Origin of the sequence: Micromonospora sp. NPDC049004 (assembly GCF_040649315.1) — a bacterium.
In the GTDB taxonomy this organism is placed as follows: domain Bacteria; phylum Actinomycetota; class Actinomycetes; order Mycobacteriales; family Micromonosporaceae; genus Micromonospora.
This window is the reverse complement of record NZ_JBEZFG010000004.1, coordinates 200,023-216,265: the sequence shown is the minus strand read 5'-3', so window position 1 is coordinate 216,265 and position 16,243 is coordinate 200,023. Positions and strand designations below refer to the sequence as shown.

The following is a 16,243-nucleotide window of genomic DNA, read 5'->3' as shown; positions in this document are numbered from 1 at the left end:
CCTCGAAGCGCCATTCTGCGCACCGGGTACGCCTATCGACGCGTGCCCGGCCCACACTCCAGCCCACCCACCCATGTGGTTCAGCCCGCCCGGTGCGCCTGGATGGCCCGGCGGCGGGCCAGGCGGTGCGCACGGCGGATCTCCGCCTCCTTGAACCGGCGCTCGTCCTCCGGCGTCTCCGGCAGCACCGGACGGACCATGCGCGGCGCACCGCCGACGTCCACGCCGACGAAGACCAGGTACGCCGTGGCCACCCGCACCGGCGCGTCCTCGGCCGAGTCCCACCGCTCGGCGACCACCCGCACGCCCACCTCCATCGACGTCTGTCCGGTCCAGTTCACCTGGGCGTGCGCGTGCACCAGGTCACCGACCCGGACTGCCTCAGAGAAGACGATCTCGTCGATCGCCGCGGTGACCGCCGTCCCGCCGCTGTGCCGGGCTGCGGCGGCGCCCGCCACGTCGTCGACGAACTTCATCAGGACCCCGCCGTGGACGGTTCCGTAGAGGTTCACGTCCACCGCAGTCATGATCTTGCTGAGGGTGACGCGGGAGTACGACGTCGGCTTGCCGGTCGGAGCGGCGGAGAGGTGCTCGGTCATGCCGGAAACGGTACGGTGCGCGGATGCGACATCTCTGGAGCTTCCTCGCCGGGTTGGTGGTGGCACCCATCACGTGGGCGCTTGTCACACTCGGGCAGGACGGGTCGAGCCGGACGGTCGACCGCTGGGTGGAGATCGGCACCTTCAACACCGCCAACCTGATCGAACCGGCCGTGTACCTCGGCGTCGGCGGTGTCCTGCTCGGGCTGCTCGGCACACTGCGCTTCTCACCGGCGGGCCCGGTGGTGGCCGGGCTGCTGCTGGTCACCCCGTACGTCGGGATGTTCGTGGCGCCGTTCGAGGTGCGCGACGCGATCCCGCAGGGGTGGAAGGTGTTCGGTGACCCGCTGCCGCTGCGGCTGCCGGTGGAGAACGGCACGCTCTTCCTGATCGGCCTGCTGCTGCTCATGGCGACGTTCAGCGGCCAACGCTGGCGGCAGTGGCCGCAGGCCGCGACCGCGCCGGCCCTGACGCCGGCGCCGGCGGACGGCCCGCGCGGTGACGACTTCACCCTCACCGACTGGCCGTCGCCCGAGCCCGCGGAGCGCGACACCGCCCCGCTGACCCTGGGTTACCCGGCCGACCCGACGCCGACCGAGCCGCTGCCCCGCCGGGTGGGTGGCGAATCACCGTGGTCCGCCCCGCCGCGGGGCCAGTCCCGCCCCGAGGACACCACCGAGATCCGTTGACCGTCGGGCGGGCCGGGAGGCCCGGCCCGCCCGACCAGACCCGCCGCGCTAGTGCACGGCGACGACCAGGTCCGGGTCGACCGCGCCGAGGGTGGCGCGGGGCACGACCAGGAGCATGACCGCCAGCGCCGCGGCCATGCCGCCCGCGATGACGACCGCCATCGGTACGCTCCCCGTGCCGAACAGGCCGGCCAGGGGCGCCGAGACCGCGCCGACGCCGAACTGCACGGCCCCGAGCAGCGCCGCGGCCGTGCCGGCGGCCTCGCTGTGCCGGCTCATGGCCAGCGCCGGGGCGTTCGGCAGGGCCAGGCCCGCCGCGGCCAGCACGAGCCACAGCGACGCGAGCAGGGTGCCGAGGCCACCGAAGCCGGTGGCCGCGAACGCGACCAGCAGCAGCCCGGCGGCCGTTCCGGCGATCAGCGCGCTGACGAGGATCTGCTGCGGGGTGTAACGCCGCAGCAGACGGACGTTGAACTGGGTGGCGCCGATCAGGCCGACGGCGCCGGCCCCGAAGGCCAGGCCGAACTGCTGCTCGTCGAGCCCGTACTCCCGCTGGAGCACGAACGACGACCCCGAGACGTACGCGAACAGCGACGCCATGGCCAGCCCGGCGACCAGCACCAGACCGACGAAGGCCCGGTCGTTGAGCAGCGCCCGGTAGTCGCGCAGGGTCGCCGCCACCCCGCCGTGTCGGCGGCGGGCCACCGCGAGGGTCTCCGGAAGCTGCAACGCCGCGACGACGATCAGCAACGCGCCCAGCACCGCCAGCGCCGCGAAGACGCCCCGCCACTCGGTCCAGCGCAGCAGCCCGCTACCCAGCGTCGGCGCGAGGATCGGCGCCAGCCCCATGACCAGCATCAGGCGCGAGAAGATCCGCGCGAACGAGGCGCCGCTGAACAGGTCGCGCACGACGGCCGTGGCGACCACAGTGGCGGCCGCCACGCCGAGGCCCTGCAGGACGCGCAGCGCGCCGAGCACGGCGATGTTGGGCGCGAAGACGCACAGCACGGAGGCCACGATGTGCGCGGCGAGCCCGGCGAGCAACGGCAGACGCCGCCCGACCACGTCGGAGAGCGGCCCGATCAGCAACTGGCCCAGCGCGAGGCCGACCAGCGTGCCGGTCAGCGTCAACTGCACGGCGGTCTCGGTGGTCTGCAGGCCGGCCGTGATGGCGGGCAGCGCCGGCAGGTACATGTCGATGGTCAACGGCCCGATCGCGATCAACGCGCCGAGCACCAGCACGAGCCGGGCCCGCTGGCGGTTGGTCATCAGGTCGCCGGGCAGCACATCCTGCTCGGGGGCGGTCTTCTCCACCAGCTGCTTCATCATCTCGATCTCTCTGCGGAAGCCGGCGCGTCGTCACGAGCGGCGGCGCGGGGCGTCACCGGGACCGCGTGGACGCGGCGGAGGATGCCCGGCGGTGGGCGGCGTGGACGTGACGACTCAGGGGCCGTGGTGGGGTTGGCCGGGTGGGCGATGACCCGGGGGTGATTCTCCCGTGTCGGCAACACCTCGGCGGTGTACGACGTTCCCTGTGTGTGGGGAGTCACGCGGTTCCGTCCGGCCGCCCCAGCTGTGAGCTGCGGTCACAGCTGGGGTAGATCGCCCACCGCCCTATGCGGGGTCCGCGGCCCGCAGACGCGGCCACCGCTGCTCGGTCCAGGCCCGCAACAGCCACTCCAGCGGCCCGTACCGGAACCGGGCCATCCACGCCGCGCTGCCGGCGAGCTGCAGGCAGTAGATCGCGACCGCGATGAGGACGACGACCGGGGGCGCGACGGCACCGGCGAGGCCCAGCCCGACGCCGGTGAAGACCAGCACGCAGAGCAGCGACTGGCCCAGGTAGTTCGACAGGGACATCCGCCCGGCCGGCGCGAGTACGGCGGCGACCCGCCGACCTCGCTCGGTCTGGAAGAACTGGAGCAGGGTGGCGGCGTACGCGGCCGCGAGCAGCGGCGCGGTGAGCACGCCCGCCGTCAGCCCGGTCAGGTTCGCGGTGCCCCCGCCCGCCGCGAAGATCACCGCACCGGCCAGGCCGATCGGATAGCCCAGCTGCTGCACCCGGCGCAGGAGCTGCCGGTTCCCGGCGATGTCGGTGAGCAGCCGGCGCCGACCGGCCGCGTAACCGAAGAGGAAGGCCGAGAGGGCGAGCGGCCCCTGCACGAGGAGCGTGCCGAGCATCGCCGGCAGCTGGCGTACGTGCTCGCTGATCACCGAGCCGAACCCACCCTGTAGCGCCTCGGTGGACCGCTGCCCCGCCGCCAGCGCCGTCGCCGGATCGGTGACCAGCTGGGTCCCGCCCGTGGCGGCGAGCGCGAGGAGGAAGCCGATCCCGCCGGTCAGCAGTACGGCGACGCGAAGCGCGGTCCTGACGCGGACTCCCCGCATGGCGAGCAGGACCAGACCGAGCAGGGCGTACGCGGTCAGGATGTCGCCCTGGAACAGCAGCACCGCGTGCAGGATGCCGAGCACGAAGAGCCCGACCAGCCGTCGCCGGAACCGTGGGACGACGTCGACGCCCCGTCGCGCGGCGGAATCGAGCTGGAGCGTGAAGCTGTAGCCGAACAGGAAGGAGAAGAGCAGGTACGCCTTCATCGTGAACAGCAGCTCGACCAGCCACAGGACCGCCTGGTCGCCCCACGAGTCGTACGCGGGATCCGGGACCAGCTGGAAGGGATAGCCGGAGGCGAAGAAGGCGATGTTGACGATCAGGATGAGGAGCAGCGCCACGGCGCGCAACGCGTCGACGTCGACGATCCGGGAGAGCGTCCCGGACGACGCGCGGCTCCCGACGGGTGGGTCCTTGATGGAGTGGCTCACGTGACAACCTCCGGAACGGACAGCAATCGTGTTCGGTGACTGTCCTGTGACCCTATGAAGCGGCCTTTCCGGATGACAGCCGGTGAGCGGGAAGACGCTGGTGAGGTGGGCCCTACCCGCGACACACCCGGAACCCCGACCGACACAACAGGAATCCCCCAGAACGCCGAGGAGAAGCGTTCTGGGGGACCAGAGGTAATCCCGCCAGGCAGAGCAGCCAGAAAGCTCGGAATCAGCCCTTGAGCAGCTGCCGCGCCATGACGATGCGCTGCACCTGGTTCGTTCCTTCGTAGATCTGGGTGATCTTGGCGTCGCGCATCATCCGCTCGACCGGGTAGTCGCGGGTGTAACCGTAGCCGCCGAGCAGCTGCACCGCGTCGGTGGTGATCTCCATGGCGGCGTCGGAGGCGAAGCACTTCGCCGCCGCGCCGAAGTAGGTCAGGTCGGCGTCGCCCCGCTCGGACTTGCCGGCGGCGGCGTACGTGAGCTGCCGGGCAGCCTCCAGCTTCATGCCCATGTCGGCGAGCATGAACTGGATGCCCTGGAACTCGGCGATCGCCTTGCCGAACTGGCGGCGCTCGGCGACGTACCCCTTGGCGTAGTCGAGCGCGCCCTGCGCGATCCCGACGGCCTGCGCGGCGATGGTCACCCGGGTGTGGTCGAGGGTCTTCATGGCGGTGGCGAAGCCGGTGCCCTCCGCGCCGATCATCCGGTCGGCGGGGATCCGCACGTTGTCCAGGTAGACCTCGCGGGTCGGGGAGCCCTTGATCCCCAGCTTCTTCTCCGGTGCGCCGAAGCTCACGCCGGCATCGGACTTCTCGACCACGAAGGCCGAGATGCCCCGGGATCGGGCGGCGGGGTCGGTGACGGCGAAGACGGTGTAGAACTCGGAGACGCCGGCGTTGGTGATCCAGCGCTTCACGCCGTTGAGCACCCAGTGATCCCCGTCACGCACCGCCCGGGTCGTCATCGACGCCGCGTCGCTGCCCGCCTCGGGCTCCGAGAGGCAGTACGAGAACATGGCGTCGCCCGCCGCGACCGGGGTCAGGTAGCGGCGCTTGATCTCCTCGGAACCGGACAACAGCAGCGGCATCGTGCCGAGTTTGTTGACCGCCGGGATCAGCGAGGAGGACGCGCAGGCGCGCGCCACCTCCTCGATCACGATGGCGGTGGCCAGCGCGTCCGCGCCCGCGCCCCCGTACTCCTCGGGGATGTGCGGCGCGTGGAAGTCGGCTGCCCGCAGCGCGTCGTAGGACGCCTTCGGAAACTCCCCGGTCTCGTCGGCCTCGGCGGCGTGCGGAGCCACCTTGGCGGCACAGACCTCACGGACCGCCTCCCGGATCGCCTCGTGCTCCTCGGGCAACCGGTAGACGTCGAACGACTCCCCTGCGGCCATGTCGGCCCCTCCCCTTCACCGCTATCATGCGCAGTCTGTGGCCTCCCCTGACCGCCGACCGCGCAGACTGAAGGATAGCGACTGCAGTTCAGGTGATGTTACCGGCGCGTAGGTATGGGCATGACGGAGCACCCGCGCCGCTGGGCGATGATGAGAGACAGACAGTGAGCCACCCTCCGGTGCCCCGTCAGGCGCCGCAGCAGAATGCGACGCGACGACGCGCCGCCAGTGCGAGCGGAGAAGACAGGCGTGACGATCCCCTACCCCACCATCCAGCCGACCCCCGCCATCGCCGCGGTGACGCCGCCTTCAGGTGCACCTCGGCCGCGGGTGACGTTTCTGGGAACCGGCTACCTCGGTGCGACGTACGCCATCTGCTACGCGGAACTCGGGTACGAGGTGCTCGGGTTCGACGTCGACGCGGACAAGATCGCGAAGCTGAACGCCGGCGAGGTGCCGATCCACGAGCCCGGCCTGGACGAGCTGCTCAAGCGCAACCTGGCCGCCGGCCGGCTGCGGTTCTCGACCGACATCGCCGAGACCGCCGAGTTCGGCGACGTGCACTTCATCTGCGTCGGCACCCCCCAGCGGGCCGACGGGATGGGCGCCGACCTGTCGTACGTCGAGGCGTCGGTGACCAGCCTCGCGCAGCACCTGACCCGCAAGGCGCTGATCGTCGGCAAGTCCACCGTGCCGGTGGGCACCGCCGACTGGGTCGAGCAGCTGGTCGGCAAGCACACCCCCGGCGACCTGGAGGTCGAGGTGGCGTGGAGCCCCGAGTTCCTCCAGGAGGGCTTCGCCGTCGACGACGTGCTGCGCCCCAACCGGATCGTGGTCGGCGTGAAGAGCGAGTGGGCCAACGGCATGCTCTACGCCGCGCACAAGGGCGTCTTCGACCTGGCCGCCACCGAGGACCGCGAGGTGCCGCTGGTGGTCACCGACTTCGCGACGGCCGAGCTGGTCAAGGTCGCGGCGAACGCGTTCCTGGCCACCAAGATCTCCTTCATCAACGCCATGGCCGAGGTCTGCGAGGCCAGCGGCGGCGACGTCACCCAGCTGGCCCGCGCGATCGGGTACGACCCCCGGATCGGCAACCGGTTCCTCCAGGCCGGGCTCGGCTTCGGTGGCGCCTGCCTGCCCAAGGACATCCGCGCCTTCCAGGCCCGCGCGCAGGAGCTCGGCGCCGGTGAGGCGCTGCGCTTCCTGCACGAGGTCGACCTGATCAACCTGCGCCGCCGGACCCGCGTGCTCCAGCTCGCGGCGGATCTGCTCGGCCGGCGCTCCGGGCCGGCCGGCCCGGACTTCTCCGGCACCCGCATCGCCGTGCTGGGCGCCACCTTCAAGCCCAACACCGACGACGTCCGCGACGCCCCGGCGCTCGCCGTCGCCGCGCTGTTGCAGAAGGCCGGCGCCGACGTGCACGTGTACGACCCGCAGGGCGCCGAGAACGCCCGTCGCGCGGTGCCCGAGCTGACCTACGAGGCCGGCATCAACGAGGCCGTCGCCGACGCCGACCTGGTCTGCGTCCTCACCGAGTGGGCGGACTTCCGCAACGCCGACCCGGTCGCCCTGGGTGAGCTGGTCGCCGGCCGCAAGGTCGTCGACGGGCGCAACTGCCTCGACTCGGCACTGTGGACCCAGGCCGGCTGGGAGTATCGGGGCATGGGCCGCCCCTGACGTTTCGCCACTCACCGGCCGGTCGCGACGCACCCCTGCGCGGCCGGCCGGTGATGTTGTTTGCCCCGGACCCGCCGACAAGTGTCGAAATCCGCGCCAGCTTTGGGCATGCTGCGACAGTGGGAGTCCACAGTGCGGGTGGAGGGGTGTCGTGGCGACCTTTCAATGCTCCTCGTGCGGTCGGGAGATCAAGCCGGCCGTGCAGTGTCCGCACTGCGGGGCCGACCAGCCCCAGTGGGTCGAGCATCTGGCGGACATCGAGCGCTCGATCGCGGAGATGAAGGCGCGCGACGCCGCCATCGCCCGCGAACAGCGGCAGATCGCCGCCAAGATGCAGGCCGCGCTCTTCCAACGGGACATCCTCGCCCACGCCGGTGAGGAGCGGATCAAGCAGGCCACCCGGCCCCGCCGGGTGCTGCGCCGCCGACCGGGTCGCCGCCCGCCGACGGCCACCACCGGCGCCCCGCCCCGGGTCCCGCGCCAGGGCACCCCGCCCAGCCCGGAAGATCCGCCGCCGCCCCCGCCAAGGGCGTCCTGGCTGGACGCCGACGACCCCGAGCACCCGCCGGAGGCGTCCTCGCGGGAGGTGCAGAACATCCCTCTCGGGTTGGGCGCGCTGCTGCTCGCCGTGGCCGCGGTGGTCTTCGCCGCGGTGGCGACGAGTTCGATGGACGCGCTGGCCCGCCTCGGCGTCCTGCTGGTCGCCACGGTGCTGATGCTGCTCGCGCCGCCGGCGCTGGCCCGGCGCGGGCTCACCTCCACCGCGGAGACGATCTCCGCGGTGGGTCTGCTGCTCGTGCCGCTGGCCGGGTACGCGCTGTGGGCGGTGGACCGGATCGACGACGGCGCCACCTCCGGCGCCGTCTTCGCCGGTCTGATCTTCGCGGCCACCGCCGCCGTGTCCGTCGGGTACGCCGCCTGGACCGGGCTGCGCGCGCCCCGCTTCGCGACAGTGGTCGCCGCGCAGCCGGTGCTGCCGCTGCTCGCGTACGACCGGATCACCGGGCCGGGCGGCTGGGCGCTGGTGCTGACCCTGGTGGCCCTTCTCGACCTCTGGCTGGCCCGCTCCCCGATCGTGGTGGAGCGCCCCGTCCGACAGGACCTGCCGAGCCCCGCCAGCGGATCGGCGACACCTCGGCAGCGTGACGCCGAGGCCCGACCGGAGGCCGACCCGGAGGAGGCCGGCGAACTGATCGATGCTGGCGCGGGCACCGTCGACGCGCGGCCCGCCCGCCCGGTGCCCGGGCTGCGCGAGCTGACCTGGTCGCTGCACGCGGTGGCCGTCGCGGTCGCCCTGGCGTACGCGGTCACCGCCCTGCTGCGGGCGGAGGCCGTGCCGACGGCGACCGGCGCCGGGCTGGTGCTCCTGCTGGCGGCCGCCGTCGGGCTGGCCGGCGCGCTGGTGCTGCGCCGCCCACCGCTGCCCGACGTGGCGGCCGGCATCGTCACTCTGGCCGTGATCGGCGCGTTCGGCCGGATCGTCTCGGTGGCCCTGCCCGGTCAGTCGTTGCTGCTGATCGCGGCGGTGATCACGGTGACCGGGCTGGCGGTCCGCGCGGTCCCCGAGACGGCCCGACGCGGCCCGCAGATCGCCTCGGCTGTCGCCCTCACCGTCAGCGGACTTGTGGTCGCCGGGGGAGCACTGCGCGCCGGGGTCGCCCCCGTCCGGGCGGCACTGCCCGCCTGGGACGCCGACCTCGACAGGTACGCCACCGAACTGGCCGCGGCCGTCGGCCCGACCACGTGGCAGCTCGCCGCCGCCGCGTTCCTGCTCACCATCGCCGCGGTGGTGGCCCTGCCACCGGAGATCCGCCGCGAGTTTGCGGTCGCCGGTGCGGCGCTGACGGCGCTTGCCGTACCGGCGTCGTTCGGCCTCGGCTGGGCCTCGGCGCCCTGGCCGATGGTGGTCACCGCGATCGGCATCGGGGTCATCGGCCTCTCCGCGCGTACCACCCGGGCCGCCCTGGCCCACGCCGTCGGCGCCGCCGTGGTGGGCCTGTTCGCCGCGGGCGCCGGGCTGTCCCGACCCGCGCTCACCGCCGCCGTCCTGCTCACCCTCTTCGCGGCCGGCGCGCTTGTCGCGCTGGCACCCCGGGTCCGGATCGCGTCGGCCGCCGCCGACACGGTCACGGACTGGGCCTCCGGAGGGGCGGCCTTCGCGCTGCCCGGGGCGGTGGCCGCGTTCGTGGCCGCCACCATGCCCGTCGACGAGACCCCCACCCCGGCCAGCCTCCGCGAGGCGACCGTCCCGGTGCTGGCGGCGAGTTTCCTGGCCGTCTGTGTGACCCTCGGGTACGCCGCCATGGTGCAGGTCTCGCAGCGGCGCATCCCGGCGCCCCTGTCGGTCGGCACCGGGCTGGGCGCGCTCGTCGTCACCGCCGCCGCCTTCGGCGCACCCGGTGCGACGGTCGCCGACGCCTGGGTCGGGGCGCTGCTGCTGGTCGCCGCGGTGCTGCTCTTCTTGGCCCCGTCGATCGACGCCGGCCGCCGCTCGGATCTCACCCTGGACGGTTCGGACCTGGCCGCCGCGGCGGTGACCACCGCCCTGATCGCCACGATGGTGCGGATCGCCGCGGTCCTCGCGCCGGGTGGGCAACTGGCGGTGGCCGCCGGCCTGGTCCTGGTGGTGGCCGTCGGCGCCCGCGCCATGCCCGAGGAGTGGCGACGCGGCCCGGTCCTCGGCATCGCCGTCGGCGGCCTGCTCATCGGGGTGCTGGCCGGCTGGACGGCGCTGCGCGGTGGGGTCGGTGTGCTGGCCACCCCCGGGCCGATCTGGGACGGCGACCTGAGCGGCTGGCCGGCCGCGCCGACCGGCGGTGCGACCTGGCAGGCGCCGATCGCGCTGGTGCTGTTGGCCGTCGCCGCCGGCGTCCTGCTCCCGCCGCCCTGGCGGTGGGACGCGTCCGGGGTGGCCGTGGTGCTCGCCACGATCGGCGCACCTGCCGCGTTCGACCTGCCCTGGTGGTCGCCGGTGCTCGTCGGGGCCATGGTCGCCACCGTCTACGGGATGGCGGCGGTGGCCAGCGAGGAGGCCCGGGCCGGGCTGTCCCGGGCCACCGTGGCCGGGGTGGTCGCGCTGCACGGGGCCGGCGCCGGCCTGGTCCGCCCGTGGACCACCGCGCTGGCGCTGGGCAGCATCGCGCTGATCGGCGTCGTGGTGGCCGCGCTGGCGCGCGTCCTGGCCGGCCCGCAGGTGACCGACCTGGAGACCGAGGGCATGCCGCCGCACCTGGCGCAGATCGGTGGCGCGGCGGCCGGCGCGGCGCTGCTCGCGCTGCCCGGCGCGGTGGCGGCGCTGGCCGTCGAGTTCCAGCACGCTGCACAGGTGGTGCTGACCGCCGCGCTCGCCGCGTCCAGCCTCGGTCTGGCCGGCGTCGCCGCGGTACGCCGACACGTTCCGCAGTACCTGCCCTGGGTCAGCGTGGCAGTGGTCGGCGGTGCCAGCATCAGCGCACTCGCCGCCATCCCCACCGGGCTCCCGGCCGGGGTCTACGCGGCCGCCGCCGCGCTGCTCGGTGTCCTCGCCGAGCTGATCCGCGCGGCGACCGTGCCGCCCACCGGTTCCGCCCAGCCGGTCCGCCGCTGGGCGGTGCTCCTCGACGGCGCGCTGCGGCGACTGCCGGACGACCCGGACCGGCGGCGGTGGCGGGTCAGCCCGTCCGCCGGCGCGCTCGCGGCCGCCGCGCTGCCGACCGCCCTGGCGCTCGCGTCGATCGCGCCGGCCCTGGTCGTCGCCCTCGTCGAGCCGCACCGCACGTTGAGCCGGATCTGGCAGGGTCCGCCGCCGGAGCTGCTCACGCCGCCGTCGGACGTGGTCAACCCGACCCACGTGCTGACCGCGCTGCTGCTCACCGCGACGGCGGCCCTGGCCGCCACCGGGTTCAGCGGCGGACGACGGTCCCGTGCCGTACCAGTCGTGCTGCCCGGCGCCGCCGTCACGCTGCTGATCGCGCCCATCGCGCTGGGCAGCGGGTGGCCGGCGAGCACCCTCGCGGCGCTCTCCGTCTTCACCATCTCGATGCTCGGCCTCGCCCTGACCCCGCCACCGCCCCTCGTCGAGCCGGCCCGGTCGCTGCGGCTGGCCCGGGTGCTGGTCTTCGCCATCGGCCTGGCCGCCGGTGGCGCCGGCCTGGCCGGCAGCCTGGCCGAGGAGCAACTGACCCTGTTCACCCTCGGTGGCGCGGTAGGCGTGGGCGTGGTGGCGGCCCTGTTCGGCACCACCCAGCGGGCGCGCATCCTGGGCTGGCTCTTCGCCTCGCTGATGGCCCAGCTCTTCGTGCTCACCGCCGGCCTGATCGTCGGGCTGGCCGCGGTGTGGTCCGCGTTCGGGGTGCTCGCCGTCGGAGCGGTCCTGCAGGTGTTCGCCGCGACCCTGCCCCGACTGCGCCGCCCCGAGGCGCAGCGCGAGGCCGCCACCGTGCAGTGGAGCGGGTACGCGGCGGCCCTGATCGCGCTGGCGCTCGCCTTCGACTCCCCCCGGCACATCGCCGCTTTGCTGGCCGCCTGGGGAGCGGTGCTCGGCGTGGCGGCGACCCGTCCCGGCCGGCGGCCGGTGGAACGCCGGATCCTCTTCTGGGCTGTGGTGTTCTGCGAGATCACCGCCTGGTGGATCCTGATGCGCGTCGCCGACGTGGCGCTGCCCGAGGCGTACACGCTGCCGTTCGCCGCGCTGGCCCTGCTGGTCGGTGTGCTCGAACTGCGGCACCGCCCCGATCTGAGCAGCTGGGTGGCGTACGGGCCGGCGTTGGTCGCCGCGTTCCTGCCGACGCTGGCGATCGTGCTGGCCACCGATTCCAGCACGTTGCGGCAGATGCTGCTGCTGCTCGGCGCGGTCGCGGTGCTGATCTTCGGCTCGTCCAGCCGGCAGCAGGCCCCGGTGATCGTCGGCGCGTCCGTCACCGCGATCGCCGCGATCCACGCGTTGTTCAGCCTCGGCCCGTGGCTGGCGCTGATCCCCGTGGGGCTCCTGCTGCTCGTCCTCGGGGCGAGCAACGAACGCCGCCGCCGCGCCCAGGAACGCCTCCAGACCGCGCTACGCGGCATGAGATGAATCGGAGGGTCACGGCAGGGTCCGCGCGCCTGCCCTCGCGATCTTGCACTTTCTGTCGCCGCATAGAGGGACAAATGCCGCGTTACCGCGACCGAAAGTGCAAGATCGCGGAGGAGGGAGGCGTGGGAGGGGTTACGGGAGGGTGGCTTGGAGGGCTGCGTCCTTGGTCTTGATGAGCTGCTCCAGGTCCTGCTGGTATTTCGCCATCCGGGCGCGCAGGGTCTCGTCCGACGCGCCGAGGATCCGGACGGCCAGCAGGCCGGCGTTGCGGGCGTTGCCGATCGACACGGTGGCCACCGGGATCCCCGCCGGCATCTGCACGATGGACAGCAGCGAGTCCATCCCGTCGAGGTGCTTCAACGGCACCGGCACGCCGATCACCGGCAGCGGCGTCACCGAGGCGACCATGCCCGGCAGGGCTGCGGCGCCACCGGCACCGGCGATGATCACCTTGAGCCCCCGGTCGACGGCGTCGCGACCATAGTCGATCATCGCGACCGGGGTCCGGTGTGCCGAGATGACCCGCACCTCGTACGACACCTCGAAGTCGTCCAGCACCTCGGCGGCGGCCCGCATCGTGGGCCAGTCCGAGTCGCTGCCCATGATCAGTCCGACTGTGGTCACCGGGGTCCTCCTTGGTTCGCGGCCGCCCGGGTCACTCGTGCCCCTCGCGGATCCAGCGCGCGGCCCGCGCCGCCCGCGCCCGTACGTCGTCCAGGTCGTCGCCGAGCACCGTGACGTGCCCGATCTTGCGGCCGGGGCGTACCTGCTTGCCGTAGAGGTGCACCTTGGCGCCCGGCTCGGCGGCGAAGAGGTGGTGCAGCCGCTCGTCGATCGAGATCCCGCCCGGCTCGCCGCCCAGGACGTTCGCCATCACGACCACCGGCGCGGTCAGCGCCGTGTCACCCATCGGGTAGTCCAGCACCGCCCGCAAGTGCTGCTCGAACTGCGAGGTCCGGGCGCCCTCGATGGTCCAGTGCCCCGAGTTGTGCGGGCGCATGGCCAGCTCGTTGACCACTATCGCCGGCCGGCCCGCGTCGTCGCGCACCTCGAACAGCTCCACGGCCAGCAGGCCGACCACGCCGAGCGCGGTGGCCAGGTCGATGGCTAGCTGCTGAGCGGCGACTGCCAACTCCTCGTCCAGGCCCGGCGCCGGGGCCAGCACCTCGACGTTGATGCCGTCACGCTGGACCGTCTCGACGACCGGGTACGCGGCCACCTGCCCGAACGGCGAGCGGGCCACCTGCACCGCGAGTTCGCGACGCAGCGGCACCCGCTCCTCGACGATCAGCCGGGTGCCTCCGGCGAGCAGCGTGGTCGCCAGCTCGGTGGCCTGGGTGGCGTCGTCCACCATCCAGACACCCCGACCGTCGTAGCCGCCCCGGGCCGCCTTGAGCACCACCGGCCAGCCGACCTGCTCGCCGAAGCCGACCAGGTCGGCGGGCTCAGCTACCGGCCGCCAGGCGGGGTTGGGAGCGCCCAGCTCGGTGAGGCGTTCCCGCATCACCTGCTTGTCCTGGGCGTGCAGCAACGCGTCCGCCGGCGGGTACAGGGTCACCCCTTCGGCGGTCAGGGTGCGGATGTGCTCGTTGGGCACGTGCTCGTGGTCGAAGGTGACCACGTCACAGCCCTTGGCGAAGGTGCGCAGGGCGGCCAGATCGGTGTGGTCGCCGTACTGGACGTCGGCGGCGACAAGCGCCGCGCCGTCGTCGGGGGCGCTCGCGAGCACACGCAGTGACTGGCCGAGGGCGATCGCGGCCTGGTGGGTCATCCGGGCCAACTGGCCGCCACCCACCATGCCGACAACTGGCAGACCGGTACGGGAATCCATAGCGCGGCCAGCCTATCCGGGCCGCCGACGTGCCGATGCGCAGGGCCGGTGACCCACCCGACAAGGCCGCACCGGCCGCCCCGCACCCAGCGCCGGCAACTACCGGGCGCTACGGCTCACCCCAGCTCGGCGACCAGGTCCTCGACCGAGGTGACCGGTCGCTGGCAGACGAAACCCCGGCAGACGTACGCGGCGGACCGCCCGTCGACCAGCGGCCGGTCGGCGAGCAGCGGCACCCCGGGCTGGTCCGGGCGACCGGCGACCACCACCGCTCCGGGCGGGGCGTGCCGCCGGGCCGCGGCCACCAGCGGGTCGCCGGCCGGGTCGTCGGTCGCCACAGCGATCTCGTACGGCCCGGAGAGCAGCGCCTCGCCGACCATTGCCGCGTACCCGGCGAACCGGGCGTGCCGCCCGACGATCGGCGCCACGGTGGCGAGCGCGGCCCCGGCCGCCTCGGAGTAGCGCGTCTCCCCGGTCAGCGCGGCGTACGACACGAGGCCGGCGATCAGGGCCGACCGGCCCGACGGGGTGGCGTTGTCGGTCGGATCGGCGGGCCGGGCGACCAGCTGCTCCGCGTCGTCGGCCGTGTCGTAGTAGGCACCCCCGGGCGCGGCGAAGTGCTCCAGCGCGGTGTCCAGCAGTTGACCGGCCAGGCTGAGCCAGCGACCCTCGCCGGTGAGCTGGTGCAGCGCGCAGAACGCCTCGGCCACGCAGCCGTAGTCCTCCAGCACCCCGGCCGGCTCGCCGACCCTGCCGTCGCGCGAGACCCGGCGCAGCCGGCCGTCGACCAGGTGCACGGTGGCCAGGTGCTCGGCGGCGTTGCGCATCGCGCCGTCGGCGACGATGGTGACGCCCTCCATCAGGTTGGCGTCCTCGTCCTGCGGCGACGCGTACAGCGCGGCTACCTGCTGGAACTCGCAGATCGCGGTGATCGCCAGACCGTTCCAGGCGGCCACCACCTTGTCGTCGCGGGCCGGCTGAGGGCGCGTGTCGCGGGCCGCGAGCAGTTGCCCGACGACCCGCTGCCAGCGAGCCCGGACCTCCGGCGCCACGTCGTCGACGTCCCGGGCGAGCCGGAGCACGCTCGTGCCGTGCTCAAAGGTGCCCTCGTCGGTGACGGTGAACAGGTCGGCGGCCCACCGGCCGTCCTCGTCGCCGAGCGCCTCGACGAGCTGCGCCGGCGTCCAGGCGTAGGTGAGCCCTTCGACGCCCTCGGTGTCGGCGTCCAGCGCGGACGCGAACCCCTCCCCCGGCCGGTGCAGCTCGTCGGCGAGAAACCGGGCCGTGTCCCGGGCGACCCGACGGGCCAGCGGGTCGCCGGTGAGCCGCCAGAGCTGCGTGTAGACGCGCAGCAGCAGCGCGTTGTCGTAGAGCATCTTCTCGAAGTGCGGCACGGTCCAGTGCGCGTCCACCGAGTAGCGGGCGAAGCCGCCGGCGAGCTGGTCGTAGATGCCGCCACGGGCCATCGCCTCGGCGGTGTGCCGGACGATCTCCAGGCTGCGCGGGTCGCCGGTGCGCTGGTGGTGGCGCAGCAGGAAGAGCAGGTTCATGTGCGGCGGGAACTTCGGGGCGCCCCCGAACCCGCCGTTCGTGTCGTCGTACTCACCGGCGAGGTTGGCCGCCGCTGCATCCAGCAGCGGGGCGTCCAGCGGGGCGGTGGGGCCGCCCACCGCCTGTGCGCCGCCGATCGCCTCGACCACTGCAGCACCCTGGCGCAGCACCTCGTCCCGCTGGTCCTTCCACGCGGTGGTGACCGACTGGAGCAGCCGGATGAAGTTGGCGCGCGGGAAGTAGGTGCCGCAGAAGAACGGGGTGCCGTCCGGGGTGGCGAAGACAGTCATCGGCCAGCCGCCCTGCCCGGTCATCGCCTGGGTGGCGGTCATGTAGACGGCGTCGACGTCGGGGCGCTCCTCACGGTCCACCTTGATCGACACGAAGTTGTCGTTCATCAGGGCGCCGACCTGCTCGTTCTCGAACGACTCGTGGGCCATGACGTGGCACCAGTGGCAGGCCGCGTAGCCCACCGAGATGAGCACCGGGACATCACGCCGTTTCGCCTCGGCGAACGCCTCGTCGCACCACGGCCACCAGTCGACCGGGTTGTCGGCGTGCTGGAGCAGGTACGGGCTGGTGGCGTCCGCGAGTCGGTTCACCCGACGACCATAACCACCTCGGTCGGGA

Annotated in this window: 10 protein-coding genes; 3 read left to right on the top strand and 7 right to left on the bottom strand. The window is 73.4% G+C overall.

Features of this window, described 5'->3' with window-relative positions:
* Positions 1 to 80 precede the first annotated feature (80 nt).
* Complete coding sequence (locus AB0B97_RS14325; RefSeq protein WP_357493729.1) at positions 81 to 599, bottom strand: hotdog domain-containing protein; 519 nt, start codon at positions 597 to 599, stop codon at positions 81 to 83.
* A 23-nt stretch (positions 600 to 622) separates the two neighbouring features.
* Here AB0B97_RS14325 and AB0B97_RS14320 point away from each other — a divergent pair, with 23 nt between their 5' ends.
* Entirely contained in the window at positions 623 to 1,288 is a 666-nt protein-coding gene (locus AB0B97_RS14320) for a hypothetical protein (protein ID WP_357493727.1), read from the top strand.
* Positions 1,289 to 1,336: 48 nt separating this feature from the next.
* On the opposite strand, the gene AB0B97_RS14315 is transcribed toward AB0B97_RS14320, so the two are convergent.
* The 3 genes from AB0B97_RS14315 to AB0B97_RS14305 all read right to left on the bottom strand — a co-directional run bounded on the left by AB0B97_RS14315 (position 1,337) and on the right by AB0B97_RS14305 (position 5,504).
* On the bottom strand, positions 1,337 to 2,617 hold the full coding sequence (locus AB0B97_RS14315; protein WP_357493725.1) for a multidrug effflux MFS transporter: 1,281 nt from the start codon (positions 2,615 to 2,617) through the stop codon (positions 1,337 to 1,339).
* Between the two features lie 285 nt (positions 2,618 to 2,902).
* Positions 2,903 to 4,108, bottom strand: a complete 1,206-nt coding sequence (locus AB0B97_RS14310) for a DUF418 domain-containing protein (RefSeq protein WP_357493723.1) — start codon at positions 4,106 to 4,108, stop codon at positions 2,903 to 2,905.
* Positions 4,109 to 4,340: 232 nt separating this feature from the next.
* A complete protein-coding gene (locus AB0B97_RS14305) occupies positions 4,341 to 5,504 on the bottom strand; it encodes an acyl-CoA dehydrogenase family protein (RefSeq protein WP_357493721.1) in 1,164 nt (387 codons plus the stop codon).
* 249 nt (positions 5,505 to 5,753) lie between these two features.
* Between AB0B97_RS14305 and AB0B97_RS14300 the strand changes: the two genes are divergently transcribed.
* Together AB0B97_RS14300 and AB0B97_RS14295 are read left to right on the top strand one after the other, a co-directional pair.
* A complete protein-coding gene (locus AB0B97_RS14300; RefSeq protein WP_234584057.1) occupies positions 5,754 to 7,181 on the top strand; it encodes a UDP-glucose/GDP-mannose dehydrogenase family protein in 1,428 nt (475 codons plus the stop codon).
* A gap of 151 nt (positions 7,182 to 7,332) precedes the next feature.
* Positions 7,333 to 12,231, top strand: a complete 4,899-nt coding sequence (locus tag AB0B97_RS14295) for a permease (protein ID WP_357493719.1) — start codon at positions 7,333 to 7,335, stop codon at positions 12,229 to 12,231.
* A gap of 132 nt (positions 12,232 to 12,363) precedes the next feature.
* Here the strand turns inward: AB0B97_RS14295 and purE are convergent, their stop codons facing one another.
* The 3 genes from purE to AB0B97_RS14280 all read right to left on the bottom strand — a co-directional run bounded on the left by purE (position 12,364) and on the right by AB0B97_RS14280 (position 16,215).
* Positions 12,364 to 12,855, bottom strand: coding sequence for a 5-(carboxyamino)imidazole ribonucleotide mutase (gene purE / locus AB0B97_RS14290; protein ID WP_357493717.1), 492 nt, complete (start codon positions 12,853 to 12,855; stop codon positions 12,364 to 12,366).
* Between the two features lie 31 nt (positions 12,856 to 12,886).
* A complete protein-coding gene (locus tag AB0B97_RS14285; RefSeq protein ID WP_357493715.1) occupies positions 12,887 to 14,062 on the bottom strand; it encodes a 5-(carboxyamino)imidazole ribonucleotide synthase in 1,176 nt (391 codons plus the stop codon).
* Between the two features lie 116 nt (positions 14,063 to 14,178).
* Entirely contained in the window at positions 14,179 to 16,215 is a 2,037-nt protein-coding gene (locus AB0B97_RS14280; protein ID WP_357493713.1) for a thioredoxin domain-containing protein, read from the bottom strand.
* Positions 16,216 to 16,243: the final 28 nt, after the last annotated feature.